This is a genomic window from Streptomyces sp. NPDC037054, assembly GCF_055606745.1.
This window is the reverse complement of sequence record NZ_JBVJSJ010000002.1, coordinates 677,308-699,946: the sequence shown is the minus strand read 5'-3', so window position 1 is coordinate 699,946 and position 22,639 is coordinate 677,308. Positions and strand designations below refer to the sequence as shown.

19 protein-coding genes are annotated in these 22,639 nt (G+C 73.4%); 10 read left to right on the top strand and 9 right to left on the bottom strand.

The window, feature by feature from the left end:
• The first annotated feature begins 3 nt into the window (after nt 1–3).
• Entirely contained in the window at nt 4–489 is a 486-nt protein-coding gene (locus ACZ7D7_RS08065; protein WP_470823096.1) for a hypothetical protein, read from the top strand.
• Between the two features lie 55 nt (nt 490–544).
• Here ACZ7D7_RS08065 and arfA read toward each other — a convergent pair whose 3' ends face one another.
• The 5 genes from arfA to ACZ7D7_RS08040 form a co-directional block, all read right to left on the bottom strand.
• On the bottom strand, nt 545–2,050 hold the full coding sequence (arfA, locus tag ACZ7D7_RS08060; protein ID WP_470823095.1) for an arabinosylfuranosidase ArfA: 1,506 nt from the start codon (nt 2,048–2,050) through the stop codon (nt 545–547).
• A 70-nt stretch (nt 2,051–2,120) separates the two neighbouring features.
• A complete protein-coding gene (locus ACZ7D7_RS08055; RefSeq protein ID WP_470823218.1) occupies nt 2,121–3,074 on the bottom strand; it encodes an arabinan endo-1,5-alpha-L-arabinosidase in 954 nt (317 codons plus the stop codon).
• Between the two features lie 57 nt (nt 3,075–3,131).
• Nucleotides 3,132–3,989 carry a carbohydrate ABC transporter permease gene (locus ACZ7D7_RS08050; protein WP_470823094.1) on the bottom strand — a complete coding sequence of 286 codons (858 nt, stop codon included), beginning with the start codon at nt 3,987–3,989 and terminating at the stop codon, nt 3,132–3,134.
• The gene (locus ACZ7D7_RS08045) at nt 3,986–4,924 is read right to left on the bottom strand and encodes a carbohydrate ABC transporter permease (protein WP_470823093.1); all 939 of its coding nucleotides are present in this window, start codon (nt 4,922–4,924) and stop codon (nt 3,986–3,988) included. The genes ACZ7D7_RS08050 and ACZ7D7_RS08045 overlap by 4 nt, the downstream gene beginning before the upstream one ends.
• Entirely contained in the window at nt 4,921–6,267 is a 1,347-nt protein-coding gene (locus ACZ7D7_RS08040; protein WP_470823092.1) for an extracellular solute-binding protein, read from the bottom strand. The genes ACZ7D7_RS08045 and ACZ7D7_RS08040 overlap by 4 nt, the downstream gene beginning before the upstream one ends.
• 234 nt (nt 6,268–6,501) lie before the next feature.
• Between ACZ7D7_RS08040 and ACZ7D7_RS08035 the strand changes: the two genes are divergently transcribed.
• The 3 genes from ACZ7D7_RS08035 to ACZ7D7_RS08025 are packed head-to-tail and all read left to right on the top strand — an operon-like array spanning nt 6,502 to nt 9,750.
• On the top strand, nt 6,502–7,107 hold the full coding sequence (locus ACZ7D7_RS08035) for a toxin-antitoxin system, toxin component family protein (RefSeq protein ID WP_470823091.1): 606 nt from the start codon (nt 6,502–6,504) through the stop codon (nt 7,105–7,107).
• Complete coding sequence (locus tag ACZ7D7_RS08030) at nt 7,104–8,342, top strand: MAB_1171c family putative transporter (protein ID WP_470823090.1); 1,239 nt, start codon at nt 7,104–7,106, stop codon at nt 8,340–8,342. Before ACZ7D7_RS08035 ends, ACZ7D7_RS08030 begins: the two co-directional genes overlap by 4 nt.
• Complete coding sequence (locus tag ACZ7D7_RS08025) at nt 8,335–9,750, top strand: NAD(P)/FAD-dependent oxidoreductase (protein ID WP_470823089.1); 1,416 nt, start codon at nt 8,335–8,337, stop codon at nt 9,748–9,750. The genes ACZ7D7_RS08030 and ACZ7D7_RS08025 overlap by 8 nt, the downstream gene beginning before the upstream one ends.
• Nucleotides 9,751–9,889: 139 nt before the next feature.
• On the opposite strand, the gene ACZ7D7_RS08020 is transcribed toward ACZ7D7_RS08025, so the two are convergent.
• From ACZ7D7_RS08020 to ACZ7D7_RS08005, 4 genes are all read right to left on the bottom strand, one after another.
• Nucleotides 9,890–10,786, bottom strand: coding sequence for an SMP-30/gluconolactonase/LRE family protein (locus ACZ7D7_RS08020; protein ID WP_470823088.1), 897 nt, complete (start codon nt 10,784–10,786; stop codon nt 9,890–9,892).
• Entirely contained in the window at nt 10,783–11,556 is a 774-nt protein-coding gene (locus tag ACZ7D7_RS08015; protein ID WP_470823087.1) for an IclR family transcriptional regulator, read from the bottom strand. Before ACZ7D7_RS08015 ends, ACZ7D7_RS08020 begins: the two co-directional genes overlap by 4 nt.
• Before the next feature lie 135 nt (nt 11,557–11,691).
• Complete coding sequence (locus ACZ7D7_RS08010; protein WP_470823086.1) at nt 11,692–12,939, bottom strand: PucR-like N-terminal domain-containing protein; 1,248 nt, start codon at nt 12,937–12,939, stop codon at nt 11,692–11,694.
• A gap of 1 nt (nt 12,940) precedes the next feature.
• A complete protein-coding gene (locus ACZ7D7_RS08005) occupies nt 12,941–13,093 on the bottom strand; it encodes a hypothetical protein (RefSeq protein WP_470823085.1) in 153 nt (50 codons plus the stop codon).
• A 217-nt stretch (nt 13,094–13,310) separates the two neighbouring features.
• Between ACZ7D7_RS08005 and pgfA the strand changes: the two genes are divergently transcribed.
• From pgfA to ACZ7D7_RS07975, 6 genes are all read left to right on the top strand, one after another.
• Nucleotides 13,311–14,297 (top strand): cell envelope lipid trafficking protein PgfA, encoded by a 987-nt coding sequence (gene pgfA, locus ACZ7D7_RS08000; RefSeq protein WP_470823084.1) that lies wholly within the window; start codon nt 13,311–13,313, stop codon nt 14,295–14,297.
• Between the two features lie 199 nt (nt 14,298–14,496).
• Nucleotides 14,497–15,663 (top strand): glycosyltransferase family 4 protein, encoded by a 1,167-nt coding sequence (locus tag ACZ7D7_RS07995; protein ID WP_470823083.1) that lies wholly within the window; start codon nt 14,497–14,499, stop codon nt 15,661–15,663.
• Nucleotides 15,664–15,716: 53 nt separating this feature from the next.
• On the top strand, nt 15,717–16,508 hold the full coding sequence (locus ACZ7D7_RS07990; protein WP_470823082.1) for a class I SAM-dependent methyltransferase: 792 nt from the start codon (nt 15,717–15,719) through the stop codon (nt 16,506–16,508).
• Nucleotides 16,505–20,623 (top strand): alpha-(1->3)-arabinofuranosyltransferase domain-containing protein, encoded by a 4,119-nt coding sequence (locus ACZ7D7_RS07985; RefSeq protein WP_470823081.1) that lies wholly within the window; start codon nt 16,505–16,507, stop codon nt 20,621–20,623. The genes ACZ7D7_RS07990 and ACZ7D7_RS07985 overlap by 4 nt, the downstream gene beginning before the upstream one ends.
• Nucleotides 20,620–21,891: a condensation protein gene (locus ACZ7D7_RS07980; protein WP_470823080.1), complete on the top strand. Its 1,272-nt coding sequence runs from the start codon at nt 20,620–20,622 to the stop codon at nt 21,889–21,891. Before ACZ7D7_RS07985 ends, ACZ7D7_RS07980 begins: the two co-directional genes overlap by 4 nt.
• Nucleotides 21,888–22,631 carry a class I SAM-dependent methyltransferase gene (locus ACZ7D7_RS07975; protein ID WP_470823079.1) on the top strand — a complete coding sequence of 248 codons (744 nt, stop codon included), beginning with the start codon at nt 21,888–21,890 and terminating at the stop codon, nt 22,629–22,631. Before ACZ7D7_RS07980 ends, ACZ7D7_RS07975 begins: the two co-directional genes overlap by 4 nt.
• The last annotated feature ends 8 nt before the right edge of the window (nt 22,632–22,639 follow it).

Sequence of the window (22,639 nt, the reverse complement as noted above, 5' to 3'; positions counted from 1 at the left end):
TCGATGACCAGGTCCAGGATCATCACCGCACTGACCGCCGTGGGGCTCGCCGCCCTGACGCTGTCGGCGGTACCGGGCGCCGCGCAGGCGTCCGGCCTCGACCGGGAGTACGTCTCCCGGCCGGCCGCCGCCGACACCCCCGTGGGGGCGACCGCGAACGGCTACTTCTACGCCTACGAGCACGAGAAGCGGGGCGGCAAGTGGTGCCGGTGGGACGGGAACGCCGACGACTGGTCCATTTGCACGGGCTCCTCATTCCTGGTCAACCTGCGCAACAAGGCGAGTTCCCTCCAGAACAGCGGCTACCCCGGCTCGTACGAGGACGTCAACGTCTACTGGGACGTCAAGCAGGGCGGCGCCTGGTACTGCGTCGCGAACGGCCGCTACATCGAGAACATCGTGCACTACTACTTCCCGCGCAACGGCTCCGGGGGCGGCCAGTCCCTGAACGACAACATCTCCTCGCACCGGTGGTCCAACTCCTGCTGACCGCGTCCTGACGCCGACGCCCCCTCCACCGAGGGGGCGTCACGCGTGCCCCGTGTCAGGCCAGCCGGATCACGTTCCAGGACAGCGGCTCCAGCGTCGCCGTGAGCGTGCCGTCCGTCAGGGTCGTGCCGGCGACCTCGTGCGGGGTGACCCGCTCGGGGTCCGTGAGGGTGTTGCGGGCCTCCGGGTCGGCGTCCGCGAGGGCGCTGTGCTCGACGACCCGCGTCAGGTCGAGGCCGCTCAGGGCGACTTCGAGGGGCAGCGCCTCGGTGCGGCCCCGGTTCACGGCGAAGACGGTGACCGTGCCGTCCTCGGCGCGTACGGCGGTGGCGTGCAGCAGATCGGCCTCGCCGTACTTCTTCGTCTCGTACGTCGGCGAGTCCACGCGCACGTCGAGGACCTCGCCGCGCCCGTACTTCGACGCCTGCGCGAACGGGAAGAACGTCGTCTGCCGCCAGGCCGGGCCGCCGGGCTCGGTCATGATCGGGGCGATCACGTTGACGAGCTGGGCGAGGCACGCGACGGTGACGCGGTCGGCGTGCCGCAGCAGGGCGATGAGGAGCGAGCCGAAGACGACGGCGTCGGTGACGCTGTAGTTGTCCTCCAGCAGCCTCGGCGCCTCCGGCCAGTCGAGCTTGCTGACCTCGGCGTCCGTCCGGGACAGGTACCAGACGTTCCACTCGTCGAAGGAGAGGTTGATCTTCTTCTTCGACTTCAGGCGGGCGCCGACGTGGTCGCAGGTCGCGACGACGTTCTCGATGAAGGACTCCATGTCGACCGCGGAGGCCAGGAAGGAGTCGACGTCGCCGTCCAGCGGCTCGTAGTAGGCGTGCAGGGAGATGTAGTCGACCAGGTCGTACGTCTCCTGGAGGACCGTCGCCTCCCACTCGGCGAACGTCGGCATGGCCTGGCCCGAGCTGCCGCAGGCGACGAGTTCGACGGACGGGTCGATCTGCCGCATGGCGCGGGCCGTCTCGGCGGCGATGCGGCCGTACTCCTCCGCCGTCTTGTGGCCGGTCTGCCAGGGGCCGTCCATCTCGTTGCCCAGGCACCACAGCTTGATGCCGAAGGGGTCCTTGTCGCCGTGCCGGACGCGGAGGTCCGACAGGGCCGTGCCGGCCGGGTGGTTGGCGTACTCCTGGAGTTCGATGGCCTCGGCGACGCCGCGGGTGCCGAGGTTGACCGCCATCATCGGCTCGGCCTGCGGGCCGACCTTCTTCAGGAACGCGATGAACTCGGAGAGGCCGAAGCGGTTGGACTCCGTCGTGCGCCAGGCGAGGTCGAGCCGGGCGGGGCGGTCCTCGACCGGGCCGACGGAGTCCTCCCACTTGTAGCCGGAGACGAAGTTGCCGCCGGGGTAGCGGATGGCGGTAACGCCGAGTTCGCGGACCAGGTCCAGGACGTCCTGGCGGAGGCCGGCCTCGTCCGCGGTGGGGTGGTCCGGCTCGAAGACGCCGGTGTAGACGCAGCGGCCGAGGTGTTCCACGAAGGAGCCGAAGAGGCGGGGGTTGATTTCGCCCACGGTGAAGGCGGGGTCGAGGGTGAAACGGGCGGTGTGCAATGGTCGCCTTTCCAGAGGGGTGGTTCTTGTTTCGTCGGCGGGTGCGGGTTCGTTGTGGTCGCTCGCGCTCCTAACGGACCCTGGGCCAGCCGTCCTTCGTCCAGCTGAGCCTGTTGAGCCCGAGCTTGGGCGTGCCCTCGTCCTCGGCGTCGTAATAGTGGTACGCCAGCCAGTCCTCGTCCTTGTTCTCGAAGACCGACTGGCCGCCCGTGCCGATGAAGCGGCCGTGGCCCTCCAGGAGGAGGTCGCCGCCGCCCTCCAGGAGGGGCTTGCCCTTGCTGTCGACGTACGGGCCCGTGATCGACGTCGAGCGGCCGACCTTGATCTTGTACGTGGAGTTGACGCCGGAGCAGCACGCGTCGTGGGAGGCGAAGAGGTAGTAGTGGCGGCCGTGCTTGACGATGTACGGGCCCTCGACCGCGTACGGCGCGTCGGGGCGGGTCGCCAGGTGGTGGACGGTGGCGCCGGGGACGGCCTTGCCGGTGGCCCGGTCGAGTTCGACCATGCGGATGCCGGTCCAGTAGGAGCCGAACGACATCCACAGCTTGCCGTCGGCCTCGATCAGGGCCGGGTCGATGGCGTTCCAGGGGTCGGTGGTCTCGGAGGAGAAGACCTTGCCGTGGTCGGTCCAGCTGCCGGGCAGGCCGGTCCTCGAGGTGGCGACGCCGATCGCGGAGTGGTTGGTGCCCCACGACGAGACGGCGTAGTACAGCCAGTACGTGCCGTCCCGGTAGGAGATGTCGGGGGCCCACGGGTCACCGGTGTCGTTGTACTCGTACCACCACTTCGGCGGCTCGGCGAAGGCGTTGCCCGAGTCGTCCCAGTGCCGCATGTCGTCCGAGAGGCGGGCGCCGATGACGCCGCCGGTCGAATAGGCCACGTAGTCACCGGACTTGAGGCGGATGACGGTCGGGTCGTGGATGATCTCCTGGCCCGTGAGGGGGCGCGGGTCGGGGTAGGTGACCTCGGCGTGGGCCGTGGCCGGGAGCAGGGCGACGAGGGCGGCGGAGAGGACCGCCGCCATTCTGAGCGACTTCACTTGCGGTCTCCTGTACGGGGTGTCACTGGCCTGTACGGCGGGTCACTGGCCGGCGAGGCCGGTGTGCGCGACACCCGCCACGATCTGGCGCTGGAAGAAGACGAAGACGACGATCAGCGGCAGGCCCGCCATGAGGCCGCCGGCCATGAGCTGGGCCCACTGGATGCCGTAGGAGTTCATGACGGTCGCGATGCCGTTCGGCATGGTCATCAGGTCGGGGTTGTTCGTCACCATGTACGGCCACAGGAAGTTGTTCCACGAGGCGATGAAGGTGAAGATGCCGACCGCGGCGAGGGAGGGGCGGGACAGGGGCAGGACGATGGTGAAGAAGACCCGCCAGCGGCCCGCGCCGTCGATGAACGCGGCCTCCTCCAGTTCGCGGGGGATGCCCTGGAAGAACTTGTAGAGGATGTAGACCATCGCGGCGGGCGCGCACTGCGGCAGGATCATGCCCCAGTACGTGTCGACCATCCCCATCTGCTGCACCGAGGTGAACAGCGGCACGCCGAGCACCGCCGGGGAGATCATCAGGCCGGCCATGACGACGCCGAGCAGGACGCTCTTGCCGCGGAACTCGGTGCGGGCGAAGCCGTATCCGGCGAGGGCGCTCACGGTCAGCACGACGGCCGTGACGCACACGGAGACGACCAGGGAGTTCACGAACCAGTTGGTGATGTTGCCGGTCTCGAAGAGGGCCTTCCATGCCTGGCCCGTCCACACGTCGGGCAGCCAGTGCGGCGGGATCGCTGCCGCCTCGGCCTCCGACTTGAACGAGGTCAGCAGGGCCGCGGCGATCGGCGCCATGAAGAGCGCGGAGACGACGACGCCGAGCAGGGTCAGGACGATCTGGCCGGGCGTCCAGGTACTGCGGGGCTTGAGCCGGATCTGCGTGCTGCTCATCGGGTGCCCTCCTCACGGGTGCGCAGCAGCCACATGCGCGCCAGGGCGACGACTGCGATGATCACGAAGAAGATGACGGACATCGCGGAGGCGTAGCCCACGCGGTAGCTGGTGAAGCCCTGTTCGAGGGTGTACTGGACGAAGGAGCGGGTGCTGAGCTCCGGTCCGGGGCTGAAGTCCATCATCACGACGGCCTGGTCGAACAGCTGGAGCGAGGCGAGGATCTGGAGCGCGATCACCAGGCCGGTGATGTTGCGCAGCATCGGCAGGGTGATGTGGACCATGCGGTGCCAGGCGTTCGCCCCGTCGAGCTTGGCGGCCTCGTAGAGGTGGCCGGGGATGCCCTGGAGGGCGGCGAGGTAGAGCAGGAAGCTGAAGCCGACCGTCCACCACAGGGTCATGATGACGATGGCGAGCATGGCGTACGCCTTGTCGGTCAGCCAGGGCGTCTCGATGCCGAGCGTGTGGTTGAACAGGCCGAGGCCCTGGGTGAACAGCCACTGCCACATGTTGGCCGCGACGGTCGAGGGCAGCAGGAACGGTGCGAAGAAGCACAGCCGCCACAGCCATTTGCCGCGCTCGATGTTGTGCGCGAGCATCGCGAGGAGGAAGGCGAGGAGCGTGATGCAGGGGACGACGAGGAGCGTGAAGTACGCGCTGTGGCCGAGCGCGTCCCACATCGCGGTGTCGTTCAGGGCCTCGCGGTAGTTGTCGAGGCCGACGAAGCCGGTGCCCTCGCCGGAGATGTTGGCGTCCGTGAAACTGAGGTAGACGCCGCGCAGCAGCGGCCAGATCACGAACAGCGCGAACAGCGCCAGGAACGGGGCGACGAACCAGCCCCCGTGCTGGAAGCCCTGTTTGCGGCGGACGGTCGCGGTGGCCGTGGCGGTCCGTGTCCGGGCCGGGGCGACGACGGTCTGAGCGCTGGTCGTCATGCGGCACCTCCCTGCGCGGCGGTCGTGCCGTCCATCGGGTTCTTCGAGGCGAGGAGCGTGGTGAGCCGGGCCTTCATGCGCTGCGCGACGGCGGCCGGCCGGGCGGAGCCCGTGGTCGAGGAGACGACGACGGGTCCGAGGTCCTGGGCGAGGACGCCGGTGGAGCCCGCGAACCACACCTTGGGCTCGGTGGCCTGGTGGTCCATGGCGCTCACGTACTCGTTCTGCGGTGCGAGCTTCTGGTACTCGGGCGTGCTCAACGTCGGCGTGTAGGCGGGGATGTGGCCGCCGGCGGCCCAGGCCTGGGCGTTGCGCACGACGTAGGCCGCGAGCTTGTGGGCGCCCTCGTTGGCGGCGCCGCCGCGGTCGGACTGGTGGGGCAGGACGAAGGCGTGCGACTCGGCGTGGGTGGCCTGCTTGCCGAAGACGGCCGGCAGCGGGGCGGCGCCGTAGTCCAGCTTCGCGCCGGAGAAGACCGGCACCGACCAGTTGCCCTCCCAGGTGAAGGGGGCGCCGTTGACGAACTGTTCGCCGGTGGGCGCGCCGGGGATGGTGTACCCGTCGGTGACGTGCTGCCGCAGGAACTCCAGGACCTGGGTGGCCTTGTCGGTGTCGAAGGTGACCTCGGTGTTGGCGGCGTTGAACCAGGTGCCGCCGAGCTGCGAGTAGAAGGTGACGAAGAACCACCACTGGAAGTTCTGGTCGTTGGTCCACAGACCGACGGTCTGCAGGCCCTTCTTGGTGACCTTCTTGGCCTCCTTGAGGACGTCGAACCACTCGCCGGTCGACGTCACGGGCACCAGCTTGCCGTCGTCGCCGACCAGTCCGGCCCTCTTCAGCACGTCCCTGCGGTAGAAGCAGAGCTGTACGTGGATGTCGAGGGGCAGGGCGTAGAGCTTGCCGTCGATGACGGCGCGCTTCCACAGCTCGGGGTTGAAGTCGGCTTCCTTCACGCCGTACTTGGCGAGCAGGCCGACGTCCCAGGGGTCCAGGAGCCGGCCGGGTGAGAAGCCGGTGACCCGGCCGAGGTGCATGACGCCGAGGTCCGGTGCGCGGTTGCCCGCGGCGGCCATGGCGACCTTGGTGTAGAAGGGGTTGCCCCACTGGAGGGTGGAGTCCTTCACGTCGATGCCGGGGTTCTCCTTACGGAAGGCGTCCAGCATCGCGATCATGTTGTAGCCGTCGCCGCCGCTGAAGAGGTTCCAGTAGCGCACTCGGGTGTCCGCACCGGAGGCGAGCGCGTCGGCCCCGGTGCCGAGCGCCGCGAAGCCGAAGCTTCCGGCGACGGTCAGCCCGCCCATTCCGGCGAGAAGTTGCCTGCGACTCAGGCCAGGTCGTCCCATGCCCTGCCCTTACTGTTCGATATTTCGGATAGCGCTCGTAACTTCGAACGGGACCGTAGGTTCGTTGGGCGTGCGCGTCAATGGCTCCGGCAAAACTTTCAGAAAGCCCGCCGGGCAGGGGCGATGGCGCGTCCCGTGGCACGCAGTGCACCGACTGCCGGATGACATGACGCGGACAGTTCCGTCCGCGTAGTCTCCGAACAGGCCGCCGCGGGGCGGCGAGAAGGGGGTGCGATGGTGTTCGCGGGCGCGCTGCGGAGGGCGTCCGGGGTCCTCTCGGCGCTGCGGCGCCCGAAGAGCGGCACCGCCATGCGCGACCTGGCGTCCGACCTGGCCGGCGCGATCCGCTCCGGATCCCGGCCCCCGTCCGACGTACGGGCGCTGTGCCGGGCGCTGTGCGAGGAGATGAGCGCGCGACGCGGCGGACGACGCGTGGAGCTGCGGTTCGAACGCTTCCCGGACGAGATCGAAGTGACCGGGCTCTGGGTGGAGTTCCAGGACTTCGACCTCGTCATCGTGGAGGAACGCGCCGAAGCCTGCCAGCAGTTGGTCATCCTCGGGCACGAGCTGTGGCACCTGCACGCCGGCCACGGCCACCACCACGCCGTCGGCACGGCCGCCGCCCGCGCCCTCGCCGGCGCCCCCGACTGGCACGACGGCGCCCTGACCGTCGCGGCCCGCAACGGCTCCCGCGAGGCGGACGAGGCGGAGGCCGACGACTTCGGGCACCGGCTGGCGGCGGCGCTGCGGCCGTACCTGCCCGGCGAGGGCGGTCACCCGGCCCTCGGCCCGGTCCAGAGATCCCTCGGCTACCGCGGACCCGGAGGTACGGCGCGGTGACGCACGTGTCCGCCGCCGACCCCGCCACGTGGCTGAGCGGGCTGTCGATCTCCTTCTGGCTGCCGACGCTGGTCCTCGGCATCGCCCTGGCGCTCAAGCTGCCCAGCATCGTCAAGATGTGGCGGGACCCGCTGCTGCGGGCGGTCGGCGGCCTGCTGCTGTTCGGCTGCGCGGTGTTCGTGTTCGCCGCGCCCGGCACCATCGCCTGGACCAACCGCGTCACCGGCGTGCCGAACATCTCGGCGCCGTGGGTGTACTCGCTGCTCACCGTGCTCAGCGCGTCCTGGCTGCTGCTTATCATCGCCTGGCGCAACGGCCTCGACGAACGCTCCGACCAGACGCGGCGCGCGACCCGCTGGGTGGTGTCCGTCTACGCCGGAGTCGTCGCCACCCTGTGGATCCTGTTCTGGCTCGCGGACGCGCCCGTCGAACGGCTCCGGGACCTGGACACGTACTACGCCACCACGCCGTTCATGCGCGAGCAGATCCTGCTCTACCTCACCGCGCACACCGTGGCCTGTGCCATCACCGCCCGCCTCATCTGGAACTGGATCCGCACCGACGGGCTCGACGCCTGGCTGCGGGCGGGCCTGCGCTTCCTGGGCGTGGGCTACGCGTCGAACCTGTTCTTCGACGCGTCCAAGCTCACCGCCGTCGTCGCCCGCTGGACCGGCAACGACCTGGACTGGCTCAGCACGTACGTGGCACCGTCGGCCGCCTGCGTCTCCGCGACGCTCGTCGCGATCGGCTTCATCATCCCGCACGCCGGCCAGTACCTCCAGGAGCACTGGCGGGTCCGGCGCGGGTACCGGCGGCTGCGCCCCCTGTACCGGCTGCTGCGGACCGTCACCGGCCGGCGCGAGCCGTACGCGCTGCGCGCCACGGCCCAACTGCGGCTGATCCGGCGCGAGACGTTCATCCGCGACGGGCTGCTCCAGCTGTCCCGGCACCTCGACGAGGACCTGCGCGGCCGGTGCCAGGACGCCGCCCTCGCCCTCGGCCACCCGCCGTCCCGGGCCCGCGCCCTCGCCGCCGCGGTCACGATCCTGGACGCCGTCGCCGCCCGGGACCGCGCCCCGGAGACCGACGGCGCCGACTCGCCGTCCGGCCCGGACACGACGTACCTGCTGCGGGAGATCCAGGCCGTGTCACGGGCCCTTCGCCACCCCCAGGACATCGAGGCGGTACGCACCCGCGCGACCGCACCGGCAGAGAGCGTGCCCGCGCATGAGTGAACGTCGCGACAGCGAACGCCCCGACCCCGTCAGAACCGCGATCGTGCTGGGCGGCTCGCACGCCGGCATGCTCGCCGCGACCGCCCTGGCCGCCGTCGCCGACCGCGTCGTGGTCGTCGAGCGCGACGTGCTGCCCGCCGGGCCCGAGCCGCGCAGGGGTCTGCCCCAGGCGCGGCACGCCCACATGCTGTGGTCGGGCGGCGCCCTCGCCGTCGAGGAACTGCTGCCCGGCGTCACCGCCGCCCTGCGGGACGCCGGGGCGCGGCGGCTGCCGGTCACCACGGACGTGGTCGCCCTGTCGGCGCGGGGCTGGTTCCGGCGCTGGCCGGAGTCGCACCACGTCGTCCTGGCCGGGCGCGACCTGCTGGACGCCACCATCCGGGCGCGGGTGCTCGCCGACGACCGGGTGGAGCTGCTGTCCGGCACGGAGGTGCTGGGGCTGACGGGAACGGCCGCCGCCGTCACGGGCGTACGCGTGCGGGACGGCGACGGCACCGAGCGCACGCTGGCGGCCGGGCTCGTCGTCGACGCCACCGGGCGCGGCTCGGCGGCGGCGCGCTGGCTGACCTGCCTGGGGCTGCCCGAGCCGAAGCGCCGCGAGGTCGACTCGGGGCTCGCCTACGCCAGCCGCCTCTACCTCGCGCCGGAGGACGCGCGCGAGGGGTTCCCGGTCGTGAACGTGCAGCCCGATCCGCGGGAGGGCGGCCCCGGCCGGGCGGGCTTCCTGCTGCCCGTCGAGGACGGCCGCTGGATCGTCACCCTGTCCGGCACGCGGGGCGGCGAACCCTCCGCCGACGAGGCCGACTTCGTCCCCTTCGCCCGCCGGCTGCGGCACCCGCTGATAGGCGAACTGCTGGAGCGCGCCGAGCCCCTCTCCGGCGTCTCCTTCACCCGCAGCACCGTGAACCGGCGCACGTTCTACGAGCGGATGCCGGCCTGGCCCGAGAACTTCACCGTGCTCGGCGACGCGCTCGCCGCGTTCAACCCGGTCTACGGGCACGGCCTGTCGGTCGCCGCCCAGTGCGCGCTGGCCCTGCGTGACGTGACGCGGCGGCACGGCTGGGGCGCCCCGGGGCTGGCCCGCCGCGTGCAGCGGGCGGCGGCCCGTCCGGTCGCGGCGGCCTGGGACCTCGCGATCGGGCAGGACGTGTTCTACCCGGGCGCGACGGAACAGGGCCCCACGCTGCGGGACCGCCTCGTCGCCGCGTACGTCGACCGGCTCATGCTCACGGCCACGGGCAACGGCCGCATCGCCCGCCGCGTCACGGACGTGACGTCGCTGGAACGCCGGGCGGAGACGCTCCTCACGCCGAGCATGCTGCTGGCGGCGGCGGTGGGGCCGCTGAAGCCGCGCCTGACGGGACCACCGCTGACGGCGGAGGAGCGGAAGGCGGCGGGGCTGGACTGAGAGGACCTGGGCGGAGAAGACCTGGGCGGCGAGGGCCCGGCCGGACGGCCGGTGGCGGGAGGGCGTGCCGTCGGCGCCGCTCACCGGCGGCACCCCCTCCCGCCCTCCCGCTCTCCTCGGCCCACGAAGGGCCGGCGCCTCAGCCGACGAACGGCGGCTGCGGCAGGCCCTTGCCCGCGCCCGGCACCACGAGCAGCGACCCCGCGAGCGGGGGCGCCGGGTCGAGGCCGACGCGGGCCGTCGTGATGTACAGGTCGGTCAGGTCGGCGCCGCCGAAGGCGCAGGCGGTCACGCGCGGCACCGGCAGCTCGATCACGCGGTCCAGCTCGCCGTCCGGCGTGTAGCGGCGCACCGCCCAGCCGTCCCACAGGGCGACCCACACGCACCCGTCGGCGTCGACGGTGAGTCCGTCGGGGAAGCCGTCGCCCTCCGCGATCTCGACGAGGGGGCGCCGACCGGACACGCGTCCGGAGCCGGCGTCGTAGTCGAAGACGTCGACGCGCCGGGTCGGGGTGTCGGCGTAGTACATCAGCCGGCCGTCGGGGCTCCAGCCGGTGCCGTTGCTGACGGTCACGTCGGACAGCACGACCTCGGCCGTGCCGTCGCCCGTGATCCGGGACAGCGTGCCGCCGCCCCGTGCCTCGTCGTAGCGCATCGTGCCCGCCCACAGCGCGCCGTCGGGCGCGACGGCCGCGTCGTTGCCACGGCGGCCGGGGACGGCCTCGCGGTGCAGCCAGCGGAACGTGCCGTCGGGGTCGAGCAGCCCGACGCCGTCGCGGAGGTTGAGGACGAGCCCGCCGCCCGCGCGGGGTTTCACCGCGCCGACGTGCTGCTCCGTCGTACGGACCGTGCGCCGCCCGGAGACCGGGTCGTACGTGTGCACCCGGGACCCGAGGATGTCGATCCACAGCAGCCGGCCGGCCGCCGCGTCCCACGTGGGCCCCTCACCGAGCGCGGCCCCGGCCCGCACGGCCACCTCGTACGCGCGGCCCCCGCCGTTCCCGCTGTTCCCGCTGTTCCCGCCGTTCCCGCTCACGCGACGCTCCTGTGACCGAGCCGCTCCGACAGGTCGGCGGCGCCCTTGACGGCGAGTTCCTCCAGCTCGGCGAGGCGGTCCTCGCTCCAGCGGATCATCGGGACCGAGATGGACAGCGCGGCGACGACCTGCCCGGTGCGGTCGCGCACGGGCGCGGCGACGCAGGAGACGTCCGGGTTGGACTCCCGGCTCTCGACCGCGATGCCGCGCTGCCGGATCTCCGCGAGGGTCTCGCGCAGCACGGCCGGATCGGTGATGCTGTTGGGCGTCATCCCGGCGAGCTCGGCGTCGTCGGGAATGCGCGCGGCGAGCTCGTGCTCGGGCAGGGAGGCCAGCAGCATCTTGCCGACGGAGGTGCAGTGAGCGGGCAGCCGGCGCCCGGCCGCGGACACCATGCGCACGGCGTGCGTCGAGTCGACCTTGGCGATGTAGATGACGTCGGTGTCCTCGAGGATCGCCACGTGCACGGTCTCGTCGCAGGTCTCGGCGACGGTCCGGGCGACCTGCTGCCCCTCGGCGGCGAGGTCGAGCTGCTCGGAGTACCGGGCACCGAGCTGGTACGGGCGCACCCCGAGCCGGTACCGTCCGGGCTGTCCCTGCACGGGGACGATGTACTTCCGGGCGGCGAGCGTGGTGACCAGCTCGTGCACGGTGGTGCGGGGCAACTGGAGCTTCCGCACGATGTCGGGTGCGGAGAGCGTCCCGTCCCCGTCGAGGAAGAGCTCGAGTATGTCGAGAGCCCGGGTCACGGCTGGTACGAGTCGTCCCACGACCGGCCCCCTCCCTATGTTGTCTCAGGCGCCTGCGTTCGAAATTTCAACAGGCGATCGGCATGACGAACACAGGCTAGTCATATGGTGTCGCGCGGGGCAATGGCCCGAGGGGTCCCCGCTGCCGCCGCCGCTCTACCGCTGCTGCGGTGTCTCGCCCAGTTCGCCGCGGAGGCGTTGGGCTCGCAGGACCAGTTCCAGTTCGAAGCGGCGGTCCGGGTCGTCCATTTCGTCGCCCCACAGTTCGCGGATCTGGCGGAGGCGGTAGCGGACCGTCTGGGGGTGGACGCCGAGGCGGGCGGCGACCTCGGGGGCGCCGCCGCGGGTCTCCAGCCAGGCGAGCAGGGTCTCGGCGAGGCGGCGGGCGTGGCTGGGGCCGCAGTGGGCGAGGGGGGCGAGGGCGCGCAGGGCCAGGTCGTCCATCAGCTCCTCGGGTTCGAGGAGGACCAGGGCCTCCGTGTGCTCGGTGCAGTGCAGGACCTCGCCGGACGGCAGCAGGCCGCGCTCCATGAGGCGGACCGCGGACTCCGCCCAGCGCAGCGACTTCACGGCCTCGGTGAGGGGTACGGGCGGGCCGATCGCGCCCGCCCAGCCGGTCAGGGCCCGGTCGAGGAGTTCGGGGCGGCCCGCCGCGTCCGGGTCCGGCACGACCATGCGCGGCTGCTCGTACTCCAGGTCCAGCAGGACGCCCTGCCCGACGGCCGGTGCCACCGCCTCCCGCGCCGGGCGCAGCAGGACGCCCACCGCGACCTTGTCGGGCAGCGGCCAGCCGATGCGGGCGGCGCGTTCGGCGAGGGCGTCGGCCGCGTCGGGGCGGTGGTGTTCGGCGAGGAGCAGCTCCATCAGGCGGCGCTGGAGCCGCAGCCTCTCCCCCGCCTGGCGTGCGGCGGCCTCGGCGTAGCCGCGCACGGACTGGTCGACGAGGCCGTCGAGGTACTCGTAGCCCGCGTCGACCAGTTCGTACATCGCCGGTGGCGGGATGTCGACGCGCTGGCCGATGTCGGCGAAGCGGCGCCAGGCCAGGCGTACACCCATGCGGTAGGTGGCCTGGAGGGCGTCGAGGGAACGGCCGTGCAGGCCCTCGCCGCGGCCGAACTCCTGGAAGACGCCCGGCGGGACGGTGGGGCGGCCCTCGGAGTGCTCCAGGTGCTGGACGAACACCTCGATGGCCCGCCGTATGCCGATCAGCGCCATCGGCTCGCCCGAGTCGTCGAGGACGACGGGCAGGTGCGGGTACTCGCGCTGGATCTCCCGCATGATCTCCTCGGCCAGCTCCGGTGCCTCGGCCATGGCGATCGCCGCGAACCGGCGCACCTGGAGGCGCGGCACGTCGTGCCAGGCGGAGCGGCTCGCGCGGTCCGCCTCCGCGGATCGGGCGCGCACGTCAACTCCCCTGGCCCGCGTGCTCGTACGTGATCAGTGGGGTGTCGGGCTGGTCCGGGGTCGCCTCCAGGAGCGCGACGACGCCGAGCGCGGCGGCGAGCGCCAGGGCGGCGCCGGCCGCGACGGTCAACGCGGCGGCGAGCAGTCTGGACATCGCAGGGTCAGCCTCTCTCGTCGGGAGTCTGTCCGCAGGTCGCCCCACCCGGGCACCCGGCCCCTGCCTGTCCGGGCCAGTGTCGACGGGCATTGACACTGCGTCAAGAGGCGCCTACGGTTCCCGGCCCGTACCGCACGCGCACTTTCCCCCACGGCGCGAAAGCGTCCGCACCTCGTGACGCACGGCGCCTCCCCCCAGCCTCTGGAGTGCCCGCATGCGCCGTTCCGCCTCCCCGTTCTCCCTGGTCCTGCTGGGTGTCGGCACCTTCCTCCTGGTGCTCGCTCCCCTGCTGGACCGGTACGTGCACCCGCGTGCCGCCGTGAACCCGATCGACATCGACACCACGGCCGTCTACACCGGCACCGGAAGCGTCTTCGACACCGACCGGATCGAGACGGTGCCGGACCGCCGGATCACCGTCACGCAGCGGGTGCGCGGCGACGTCGCGGCCAGTGAGCGCAGCGGCAACGCCGTCTGGGACGTGACGACCACCGTCGACACCGACACGTCCCTCCCCGCCGCCGACCCGCACGACGCCCTGGACTTCACCCCGCACCGCTGGGTGATGGACCGCCGGACCACCGAGCCCCGGCACTGCTGCGGGGAACGCCCGTACATCGAGGGCGAGGCCTATCTGAAGTTCCCGTTCGACGTGCGCAAACGCCCCTACCAGTGGTGGGACAACACCCTGGGTTCGACGGTCACCCTGGAGTACCGGGGCACGCGGAAGGTCCTCGGCCACACCGGCTACCGGTTCACCGCCACCGTGCCGCCGACGAGGACCGGCACCCGGCTCGTGCCCGGCAGCATCGTCGACCAGCCGCGCCGCCCCCAGGTGCTCGCCGAGGAGTGGTACGCCAACCACGGCGTCGAGCTGGTCGTCGACCCGGCCACCGGCCGCGTGATGGACGCGCGGACCGGCCCGCGCCGCACCCTGCGGGCGCCGGGCGGCGAACACGACGCAGCGGTGCTGCTGGACAGCGAGAAGCTCGCGTTCACGGCCGAGACGCGGCGGGCGGCCGTGCGGCAGGCGCGCGACGACAGCGGCCGGCTGCGGCTGCTGGGCGAGACGCTGCCGCTCGGCGCCGGGGCGGCCGGGCTCGTCCTCGCGGTCGCCGGTGGGGTTTTGGTGGCACGTGGGCGCAAGGTGATGGACGGTACCGATACGCCGGACTCGCCCCCCGCGGTCCTCACGAAATGATGTGACGTCAGTTCCAACAAAGCCGGAAATTGTCACCCCGGTGAGTAGCCGTGGCGAACGGCTGGGCGAAAACTGTCCAACCCACCCGGGCACAACCCGCCCACGCAGCTTCCCCCCACCGCCGGTCTCCCCTTCCGACCCGGCCCCTGCCACCACCCCCCACACCGAGTACCCCTCCCTGAGACGAGTTGGAGCACCCATGCCCCAGCACGTGCCGTCCCCCCTGCGCACCGCCTCCCCCAGAGGTCTCGACCCGGCTCCGCAGCATCCCCAGGCGCCGTCCCCCACCCCGCGCCGCATCGTCTTCCTCGCCCATCGGGACCTGGGCAACCCGGCCGCCGGCGGCTCCGAGCTGCTGGTCGACCGGCTCGCCGACGGACTGACCCGCCTCGGCCACCAGGTCACCCTCCTGTGCGGCGGCCCCGCCGCGTTCCGCGACTACCGCGTCGTGTCGGCCGGCGGCGCCTACGACCACTATCTGCGCGCCCGTTCCGCCTTCGCCCGCCAGGTCGGTGAGACCGACCTGCTCGTCGAGGTGTGCAACGGCATGCCGTACCTCGCGCCCCTGTGGCACCGCGGACCCACGGTGTGCCTGGTCAACCACGTGCACACCGACCTGTGGCCGATGCGCTTCGGCGGCCCGCTCGCCCCGGCCGCCCGGCTCGGCCGACGACTCGAGCACTGGGCGCTGACCGGGGCGCGGCAACGCGGCCTGCTGGTCGCCGTGTCCCCGTCGACCGCGCAGGCGCTGCGCGCGATCGGCGTGGCCCGCAACCGCATCCGTGTCGTGCACAACGGCGTCGAGGAGCCCGGCCCGCTCACCGACCGCTCCCCCGAGCCGCTGTTCGTGGCGGTCGGCCGGCTCGTCGAGTACAAGCGGATCGACCTGCTGCTCAGACTCTGGGAGCGGGTGCGGCCGGTCACCGGCGGCCGGCTGGTCGTCGTCGGCGACGGTCCCGAACGCGAGCGTCTGGAGCGCATGGCCGGGCCCGGCGTGCGGTTCGCGGGCCATGTGCCGGAGGCCGAGAAGCACCGGTTGCTGTGCGCGGCGTGGCTGTTGCTGCATCCCTCCGCCGTGGAGGGGTGGGGGCTGGTGGTCACCGAGGCCGCGGTGCGGCAGACGCCGGCGATCGCGTTCGACGTGCCGGGGCTGCGGGATTCCGTCGCGGACGGCGAGACGGGTCTGCTGGTGCGGGGGGAGTCCTCGTTCGCGGCGGCGTGGATGTCGCTCGCGCTGTCCGCCGAGCGGCGGGCGGCGATGGGGAAGGCGGCGCAGGACCGGGCGGCCGGGTTGAGGTGGCATCGGACTGTGCGGCAGTTCCGGGCCGTGGCCTGTGAGGCCGTGCGTGAGTGGACCTCGCCGTGACGCCCCAGGGGTGGGCTGGTTCTGTTGTCGCGCGGGCGGGGGCTCGTTGTGGCTTGTCGCGCCCACGCGGCGGAGCCGCGAATGTCACAGCCCCGCGCCCCCAGAAAACTCGCCGACGTTTCAGGGATCCCTCCGTTCAGCGGTCCCTCGCGCTCTTCCGGGCCTTTCTGCGTGAGCGGTCCGACCCCGATGCCTGCTACTCCCTCCTCGCCCACGATGCCGCCAACCAGCTCGAGGACTACGGCGGTTCCCTCGACGGGCTCACCGTCCTCGACGTCGGCGGCGGCAGCGGGTACTTCACCGGGGAGTTCCGGCGACGCGGCGCCCACGCCTATCTCTTCGAGCCCGATCCCCGGGAGTTGGGCGACGAGGCGCCCGACTGGGCCGTCGTCGCCGACGGGTATCTGCTGCCGGTCGGTGACGGCGTCGCGGACGTGACGTTCTCCTCCAACGTGCTGGAGCACGTCGCCGATCCGCAGACGTTCCTGAGTGAGCTGGCGCGGGTGACGCGGCCCGGTGGGCTGATCTACGTGTCGTTCACCAACTGGCTGTCCCCGTGGGGCGGTCACGAGTGGGCTCCCTGGCACTACTTCGGCGCCGAGCGGGCCCGCGCCCGTTACCGGCGCCGTACCGGGCGGCCCGCCAAGCACACCCTCGGCGAGAACCTCTTCCCCGTGCACATCGGCACCACGCTGCGGCAGGTGCGCGCCCGTGACGACGTGCGGATCGTCTCGGCGCGCTCCCGCTACTGGCCGTTCCTCGCGGAGACCGTCGTCAAGGCACCCGGCATCCGTGAGGTGGCCACCTGGAACCTCCTCCTCATCCTCCGGCGGTGTCCTCAATGACGAGCACGGTCCAGGCCCCTCCCCCGGCAACCGTCCCCACCCCCGTGCCGGGCTCCGGTCCGCCGGAGGGGCCCCGGTCGCGGCGTGTGCTGCTGGGGTTCTGGGCGGTGGTGTTCGTGCTGTTCCTGGCGGTGCGGCCGGGGCGGCAGACGTTCGACACCAAGCTGGGCGTCACCGTCGACCCCGGGCAGTTCCTGGCGGACCTGGGGCAGTTGTGGCACGACCGGGGCGGCTTCGGCGGCATCCAGGACCAGTACGTCGGCTATCTGTGGCCGATGCTGCCGTACTACTGGGTGGCCGACCTGGTGCGGCTGCCGGTGTGGCTGGCGGAGCGGTTGTGGCTGTCGCTGGTCGTGTCGGTCGCCTTCTGGGGCGCGCTGCGGCTGGCGGAACGGCTGAGGGTGGGCAGCGGCCCGTCCCGGCTGCTCGCGGCGTCCGCGTACGCGCTGTGGCCGGTGTTCACGACGGTCGTCGGCTCCACGTCGGCCGCGGCGCTGCCCGGCGCGTTCCTGCCGTGGGTGCTGCTGCCGCTGACCGACGAGCGGTACGCCGCCCGTGTCGCGGCCCTCCGCTCGGCGCTGCTCGTGCCGTTCATGGGCGGCGTGAACGCGGCGGCGACGCTGGCGTCCCTGCTGCCGGTGGGACTGTACCTGCTGTCCCGCCCGGCGGGGCCCCGGCGGCGCAAGCTGCTCGCCTGGTGGCTGCCGGCGGTGCCGGTGGTGACGGCGTGGTGGTGGATCCCGCTGCTGCTGCTCGGCGCGTACGGCGAGAACTTCCTGCCCTACATAGAGACGTCTGAGACGACCACGTCCACGATGTCGGCGCCGGAGGCCCTGCGCGGTGCCGGGAACTGGGTGGCGTACCTGCACTTCGGTGAGGCGTGGCTGCCGGCGGGCTGGACGGTGGCGTCGTCGGCGCTCGTGATCGTCTGCTCGGCGCTGGCGGCCGGTCTGGGGCTCGCGGGTCTTGCCCGGCGTGACGTGCCCGAGCGGCGCTGGCTGGTGCTGACGGTGCTGGTGGCGGCGCTGGTGCTGCTCGCCGGGTACGGCGGCGCGTTCGGCGGGCCCTTTCACGGGATGGTGCGGGACTGGCTGGACGGGGGGCTGGCACCGTTCCGGAACGTCTACAAGTTCCAGCCGGGCCTCGCGCTGGCGCTCGTGCTGGGCCTCGCCCATCTGGTCGCGGTGGCGGAGGTGCCGCGCGGGTCGCGGGCGGCACGGCGGCGGAGGTTCGTGCCCCTGGTCGCGGCGGTGCTCGTGCTGCCGGGGCTGCTGCTGCCGTACGTCAACGGGTCGATACTCAGCCCGGGTTCGTTCCGCGGGCTGCCCGCGTACTGGCAGGCGACGGCGGACTGGCTGGAGAAGCACGCGCCGCACTCGCGCGCCCTGGTCGTCCCGGCCACCGCGCACGGCGTCTACACCTGGGGCTCGCCCGTCGACCAGCCGCTGGACGTGCTGGCCGGGTCCCGCTGGGCGCAGCGCGACTACGTCCCGTTCGGCACGCCCGGCAACCGGCGGGCGATGGACGCCGTCGAGCAGGCCCTCATGACGGGCGCCGAAGTGCCGGGCCTCGCCGACTACTTGAGCCGGGCGGGCCTCCATCACGTCGTCGTCCGCAACGATCTCGACCCGGACCGGATCGGGCACGTGCCGACGACGACGGTCAAGCGCACGCTGGAGCAGTCCGGGTACGAGCGGGTGACGGGCCTCGGCCCGGTGACGACCGGCGGGCGGATCGCGCCCGGCACCCCGCTCCAGGTGGAGGGCCTGTATCCGCGGCAGCGGGCGGTGGAGATCTACGCGCCGCGCGACAGCGCCGTGCCGCGTCCCGGGCGGGCCGCTCTCCTGCCGGTCGCGGACACCGCCGTCGTGTCCGGCGGCCCCGAGGCGCTGCTGCCCGTCGCCGCCCGCCTGCGCGACCGGGCGACGGTGCTGGCGGGCGACGCGCGGCCCGGGCTCGACGCCCCGGCGGTGCGGGTGACCGGCGACGGGCTGCGGCGCGCGGACACCCGGTTCGGGCTCGTCAACGCCAACACGTCGTACACGTACACGCGGGACGAGCGGAACGCGCCGGACGCCGAACAGGACGCCGGGGAACGGCCGCGCCAGATCCTGCCCGTGGACGGCGCGGACCGGCAGACCGTCGCCGAACTGCGCGGCGCCCGCTCGGTGACCGCGTCCTCGTACGGCAGTTGGCTGTTCCACCTGCCGCAGTACGACCCGGTGAACGCCTTCGACGGCAACCCGGACACCGCCTGGACGGAGGGCACGCCCGGCTCCCCGGACGGGCAGTGGCTGCGCGTCGGCTTCGACGGCACCTACGACATGCCGGCCTCGTTCCGGGTGACGCCGCTGCCGCAGGACGGCGTGCGGCCGGCGGCCACCCGGGTGCGGGTGGACACGGAACGCGGCTCGGCGACCAGTTTCCTGCGGCCCGACGGCATGACGCAGCGGATCAAGGCGCCCCGGGGCGCGACGCGTTGGATGAAGCTGACGATCACCGACTCGGTGTCCCGGCGCTCCGGCCTGACCGGCGCGGGCTTCTCCGAGGTCGCCCTGCCCGGCGTCCGGGTGACCCGCGTGCTGCGGCTGCCCGCCGACGGCGGCGACACGCGGGCCGCCGCCGACCTCGTGTCCCTGCACCGGGCGGCCGACCCGACCGGGCTGTCCGCGACGGGCACCGAGGCCGGCCTGCACCGCCGCTTCACGACGGCCGCCGACGCGACGTACGAGGTGCGGGCGAAGGCGGTGCCCGTGCCCGGCGAGGCGCTGGACCGGCTGCTGTACGAGGTGGCCCCCGACCAGCGCCGGCGCGTCGTCGCCACCGCGGACTCGACCGCGCGGCTCGGCGCGGGCCTGTCCGCGCGCAACCTCACCGACGGCGACCTGACGACGGCGTGGATCGCGGGCGACCGGCCGACGATCCACCTGCGCTGGGACGGCAGGCGGACCGTGGACGAGGTGGTGCTGGCGGCGGCCGGCGGCCTGTCGACCCGGCCCACCGAAGTCCACATCACCTCCCCGGACGGCGACGCGACCGCGGGCGTGGACGAGAACGGGCGGGCCGTCTTCGGCCCGATCACCACCGACCGCCTCGACATCACCGTCACCGGAACCGCCCCGCTCACCCTGCACAACCCGGTCGCCGACGAGGATCTGCGACTGCCCGTGGGCCTCACGGAGGCCTACCTCCCGGCACTCAAGGACCAGCGCACGCCCCGGCCCGCCGACGATCGCGCCTTCTCCCTGCCCTGCGGCAAGGGGCCCGTGGTCGCGGTGGACGGGACGCTGCACGAGACGCGGGCGCGGGGCACGGTGCGGGACCTGGTGGAGCGCCGCGCGATCGACGTCACGCCGTGCGGCGACGCGGCCCGCCTGTCCCTGCCGGCGGGCGACCACCTCGTGGAGTCCGGGGACGCCGGGCCGCTCGTGCTGACGGACGTCACCCTGACCCGGGGCACGGTCACGCAGCCCGCGACCGCCCGTGAGCTGCGTGTACGGGACTGGCTCGGTGACCGCCGCGAGGTGACGGTCGGCTCCGGGGCGGACTCGTACCTGACGACGTACGAGAACCACAACGAGGGCTGGAGGGCCACCCTGAACGGCGAGGAGCTCACGCCGGTGCGGCTCGACGGCTGGCAGCAGGGCTGGCACGTGCCCGCCGGCGCGAGCGGCACGGTACGGCTGACGTACGAGCCGGCGACGACGTACGACGCGGCGCTGATCGGCGGCGGCGCGGGCGTCGCCCTGCTGGCGGGCCTGGTGCTGTGGCGGCGCCGCGCGCCCAACCCGGACGCCCCGCAGCCGCCACCGCCGCCGCCCGGCATGTGGCTCGGGGCGGTGGCGCTCACCCTGGTCGGTGCGGTGATCGCCGGGTGGCTCGCGCTGCTCGTGCCCGCGCTGGCGGTCCTGGCGGCCCGGCGGGCGGCCTGGCTCGCACCGGTCGCGCTCACGGCCCTGGCGGGCGCGGGAGTCCTCGCGGCCTTCGAGGACGGTCCCGGTGGATACGGGCGGCTGCCTCAACTGCTGGCCGTGGCCGGGCTGTTCGCGGCGCTGGTGAGCGTGAGGGAGGCCGCCCCCGCGGCCGACGCGGCGGAGGGAGGTGGACCGGCGTGACCACGCGCATCCCGTTCCCCGTCGTGGACGAGGTGTCCCGGCACTGCCTGCGGGCGGACGAGCCGGACACCGTGCACATCGAGGTGCACCTGCCCGGCCGGCTCGACGGGGCCCGGCTGCGCAAGGCGTTCACGGAGGCGCTGCGCCGCCACCCCCGCGTCCTGGTGCGGGAGGCGCCGGGGCCGTGGTGGCGCCGCCGCTACGCGTGGGAGCGGACCGAGGAGCCCGACGTGGAGACGGTCCGCTTCCGGCCGCCGGGCCCGGACGCCCTCCGCGATGCCCGCACCCGCGCGCTGGCCGAGGCCCCGCCGCTCACGGCGTCCCCGCCGGTCCGCCTGGACGTCGTGGAGACCCACGGCGACACGGGCAGCGGCAGCGTCCTCGTCCTCACCCTCAACCACACCGCCCTCGACGGCCCCGCCTGCCTCCGCATCCTCGCGACGGCCGCCGAGCTGTACGGCGGCCGGGACAACGCGCCCGCCGCGCCGCCCGTCCGCGCGCCCGAGCCACCGCGGCAGACGGCGGACGCCCCCGCCCCCTGGGCCCGCCCGGCCCGCGTCGCGCCCGGCACGCCCGACGGCGCCCCCGGCAACGGCCTCCTGGTCGCCGAACTGCCGCTGCCGCACCGGCCGAAGGGGGCGCCGTACACCGTGAACGACCAGCTCATGGTGGCGACGGCGCTGACGGTCGCCCACTGGAACGGGGAACGCGGCACCCCTCCCCGGCCGTTGCGGATCACCATGCCGGTGGACGACCGGCCCCGCGACGCCGGCATGCCCATCGGCAACGGCACCCGGCTCGTCGAAGTCGGTTTCGCGCCGCAGGAGTTGACCGACCCGCCCGACGGGATGCCCGGACTGCTGCACCGCACCGCGCTGCGCACCCGCGCCCTGAAGTCCCTGCCCCGTCCCCCACTCGGGCGCGGCGCCGCCCTGCTGACGGCGCCCGTGACCCCGGTGGCGTGGCGCGCCGCGCTCACGCGGGGGCTGCGCAGGGCCGCCGCGCCGTGGACGTCCACGACCCTGCTGAGCAACATCGGCCGCGTCCCCTACCCACTGGACTTCGGCGCGGAGGCGGGCCGCGCGCACGCCGTGTGGTTCTCGGCGCCGGCCCGGATGCCGCGCGGCCTGACGGTCACCACCGCGTCCACGGCCGGCCGCCTCCACCTCGCCCTGCGCTGGTCCCGCGCGCTGCTCGGCCCCGGCGACGGCGCCCGGCTGCGGGACCTCTTCGCGCACCATCTCCTCACCACGGAGGTGCCCTCGTGACCACCGCCCCCGCCGGCGCCCGGCCGCCCGGCCTGCGCGACTTCTACGAGGACCCGGCCGTCCCCGTCGCCTCCGGCACCGCGCGCAGCGTCCGCCAGGCCCGCATGCTCGCCGCCGCGCTCGGCCCGGCGGCCGCGGCGGGCCCGCGCACCGTCCTCGACATCGGCTGCGGCGACGGCACTGCGGCGGCCGACGCGGCCCCGTACCTCGCGGGCCACCGCGTCGTCGGCGTCGACTGGTCCCAGGACGCGCTGCGCCGCGCCCGCACCCGCGTCCCGTACGCCGTGCGCGGTGAACTCACGGACGGCGGGCTGCCGTTCGGGACCGGGGCGGCCGACGCCGTGCTGTTCAGCGAGGTCATCGAGCACCTCGTCGACCCGGACGCCGCGCTGGACGAGATCCGCCGCGTGCTGCGGCCCGGCGGGCATCTGATGCTGTCCACGCCGAACCTGGCCGCCTGGTACAACCGGTTGCTGCTGCTGGCCGGGGTGCAGCCGGTGTTCTCCGAGGTCAGCCTGCGCGCGATCCACGGGCGGCCCGGCCGGGAGGTCGTCGGTCACCTGCGGCTGTGCACGGCCCGCGCGCTGCGGGAGTTCGTGACGGCGGCCGGTTTCGAGGTCGTACGGCTGGCCGGTGCGCCCTTCCACGGGGTGCCGCGTCCGCTGCGCCCGCTGGACCGGCTGGCGTGCGCCCGGCCGTCCCTCGCGTCGATCCTGCTGCTGCACGCGCGCAGGACGTGACGGGCGTG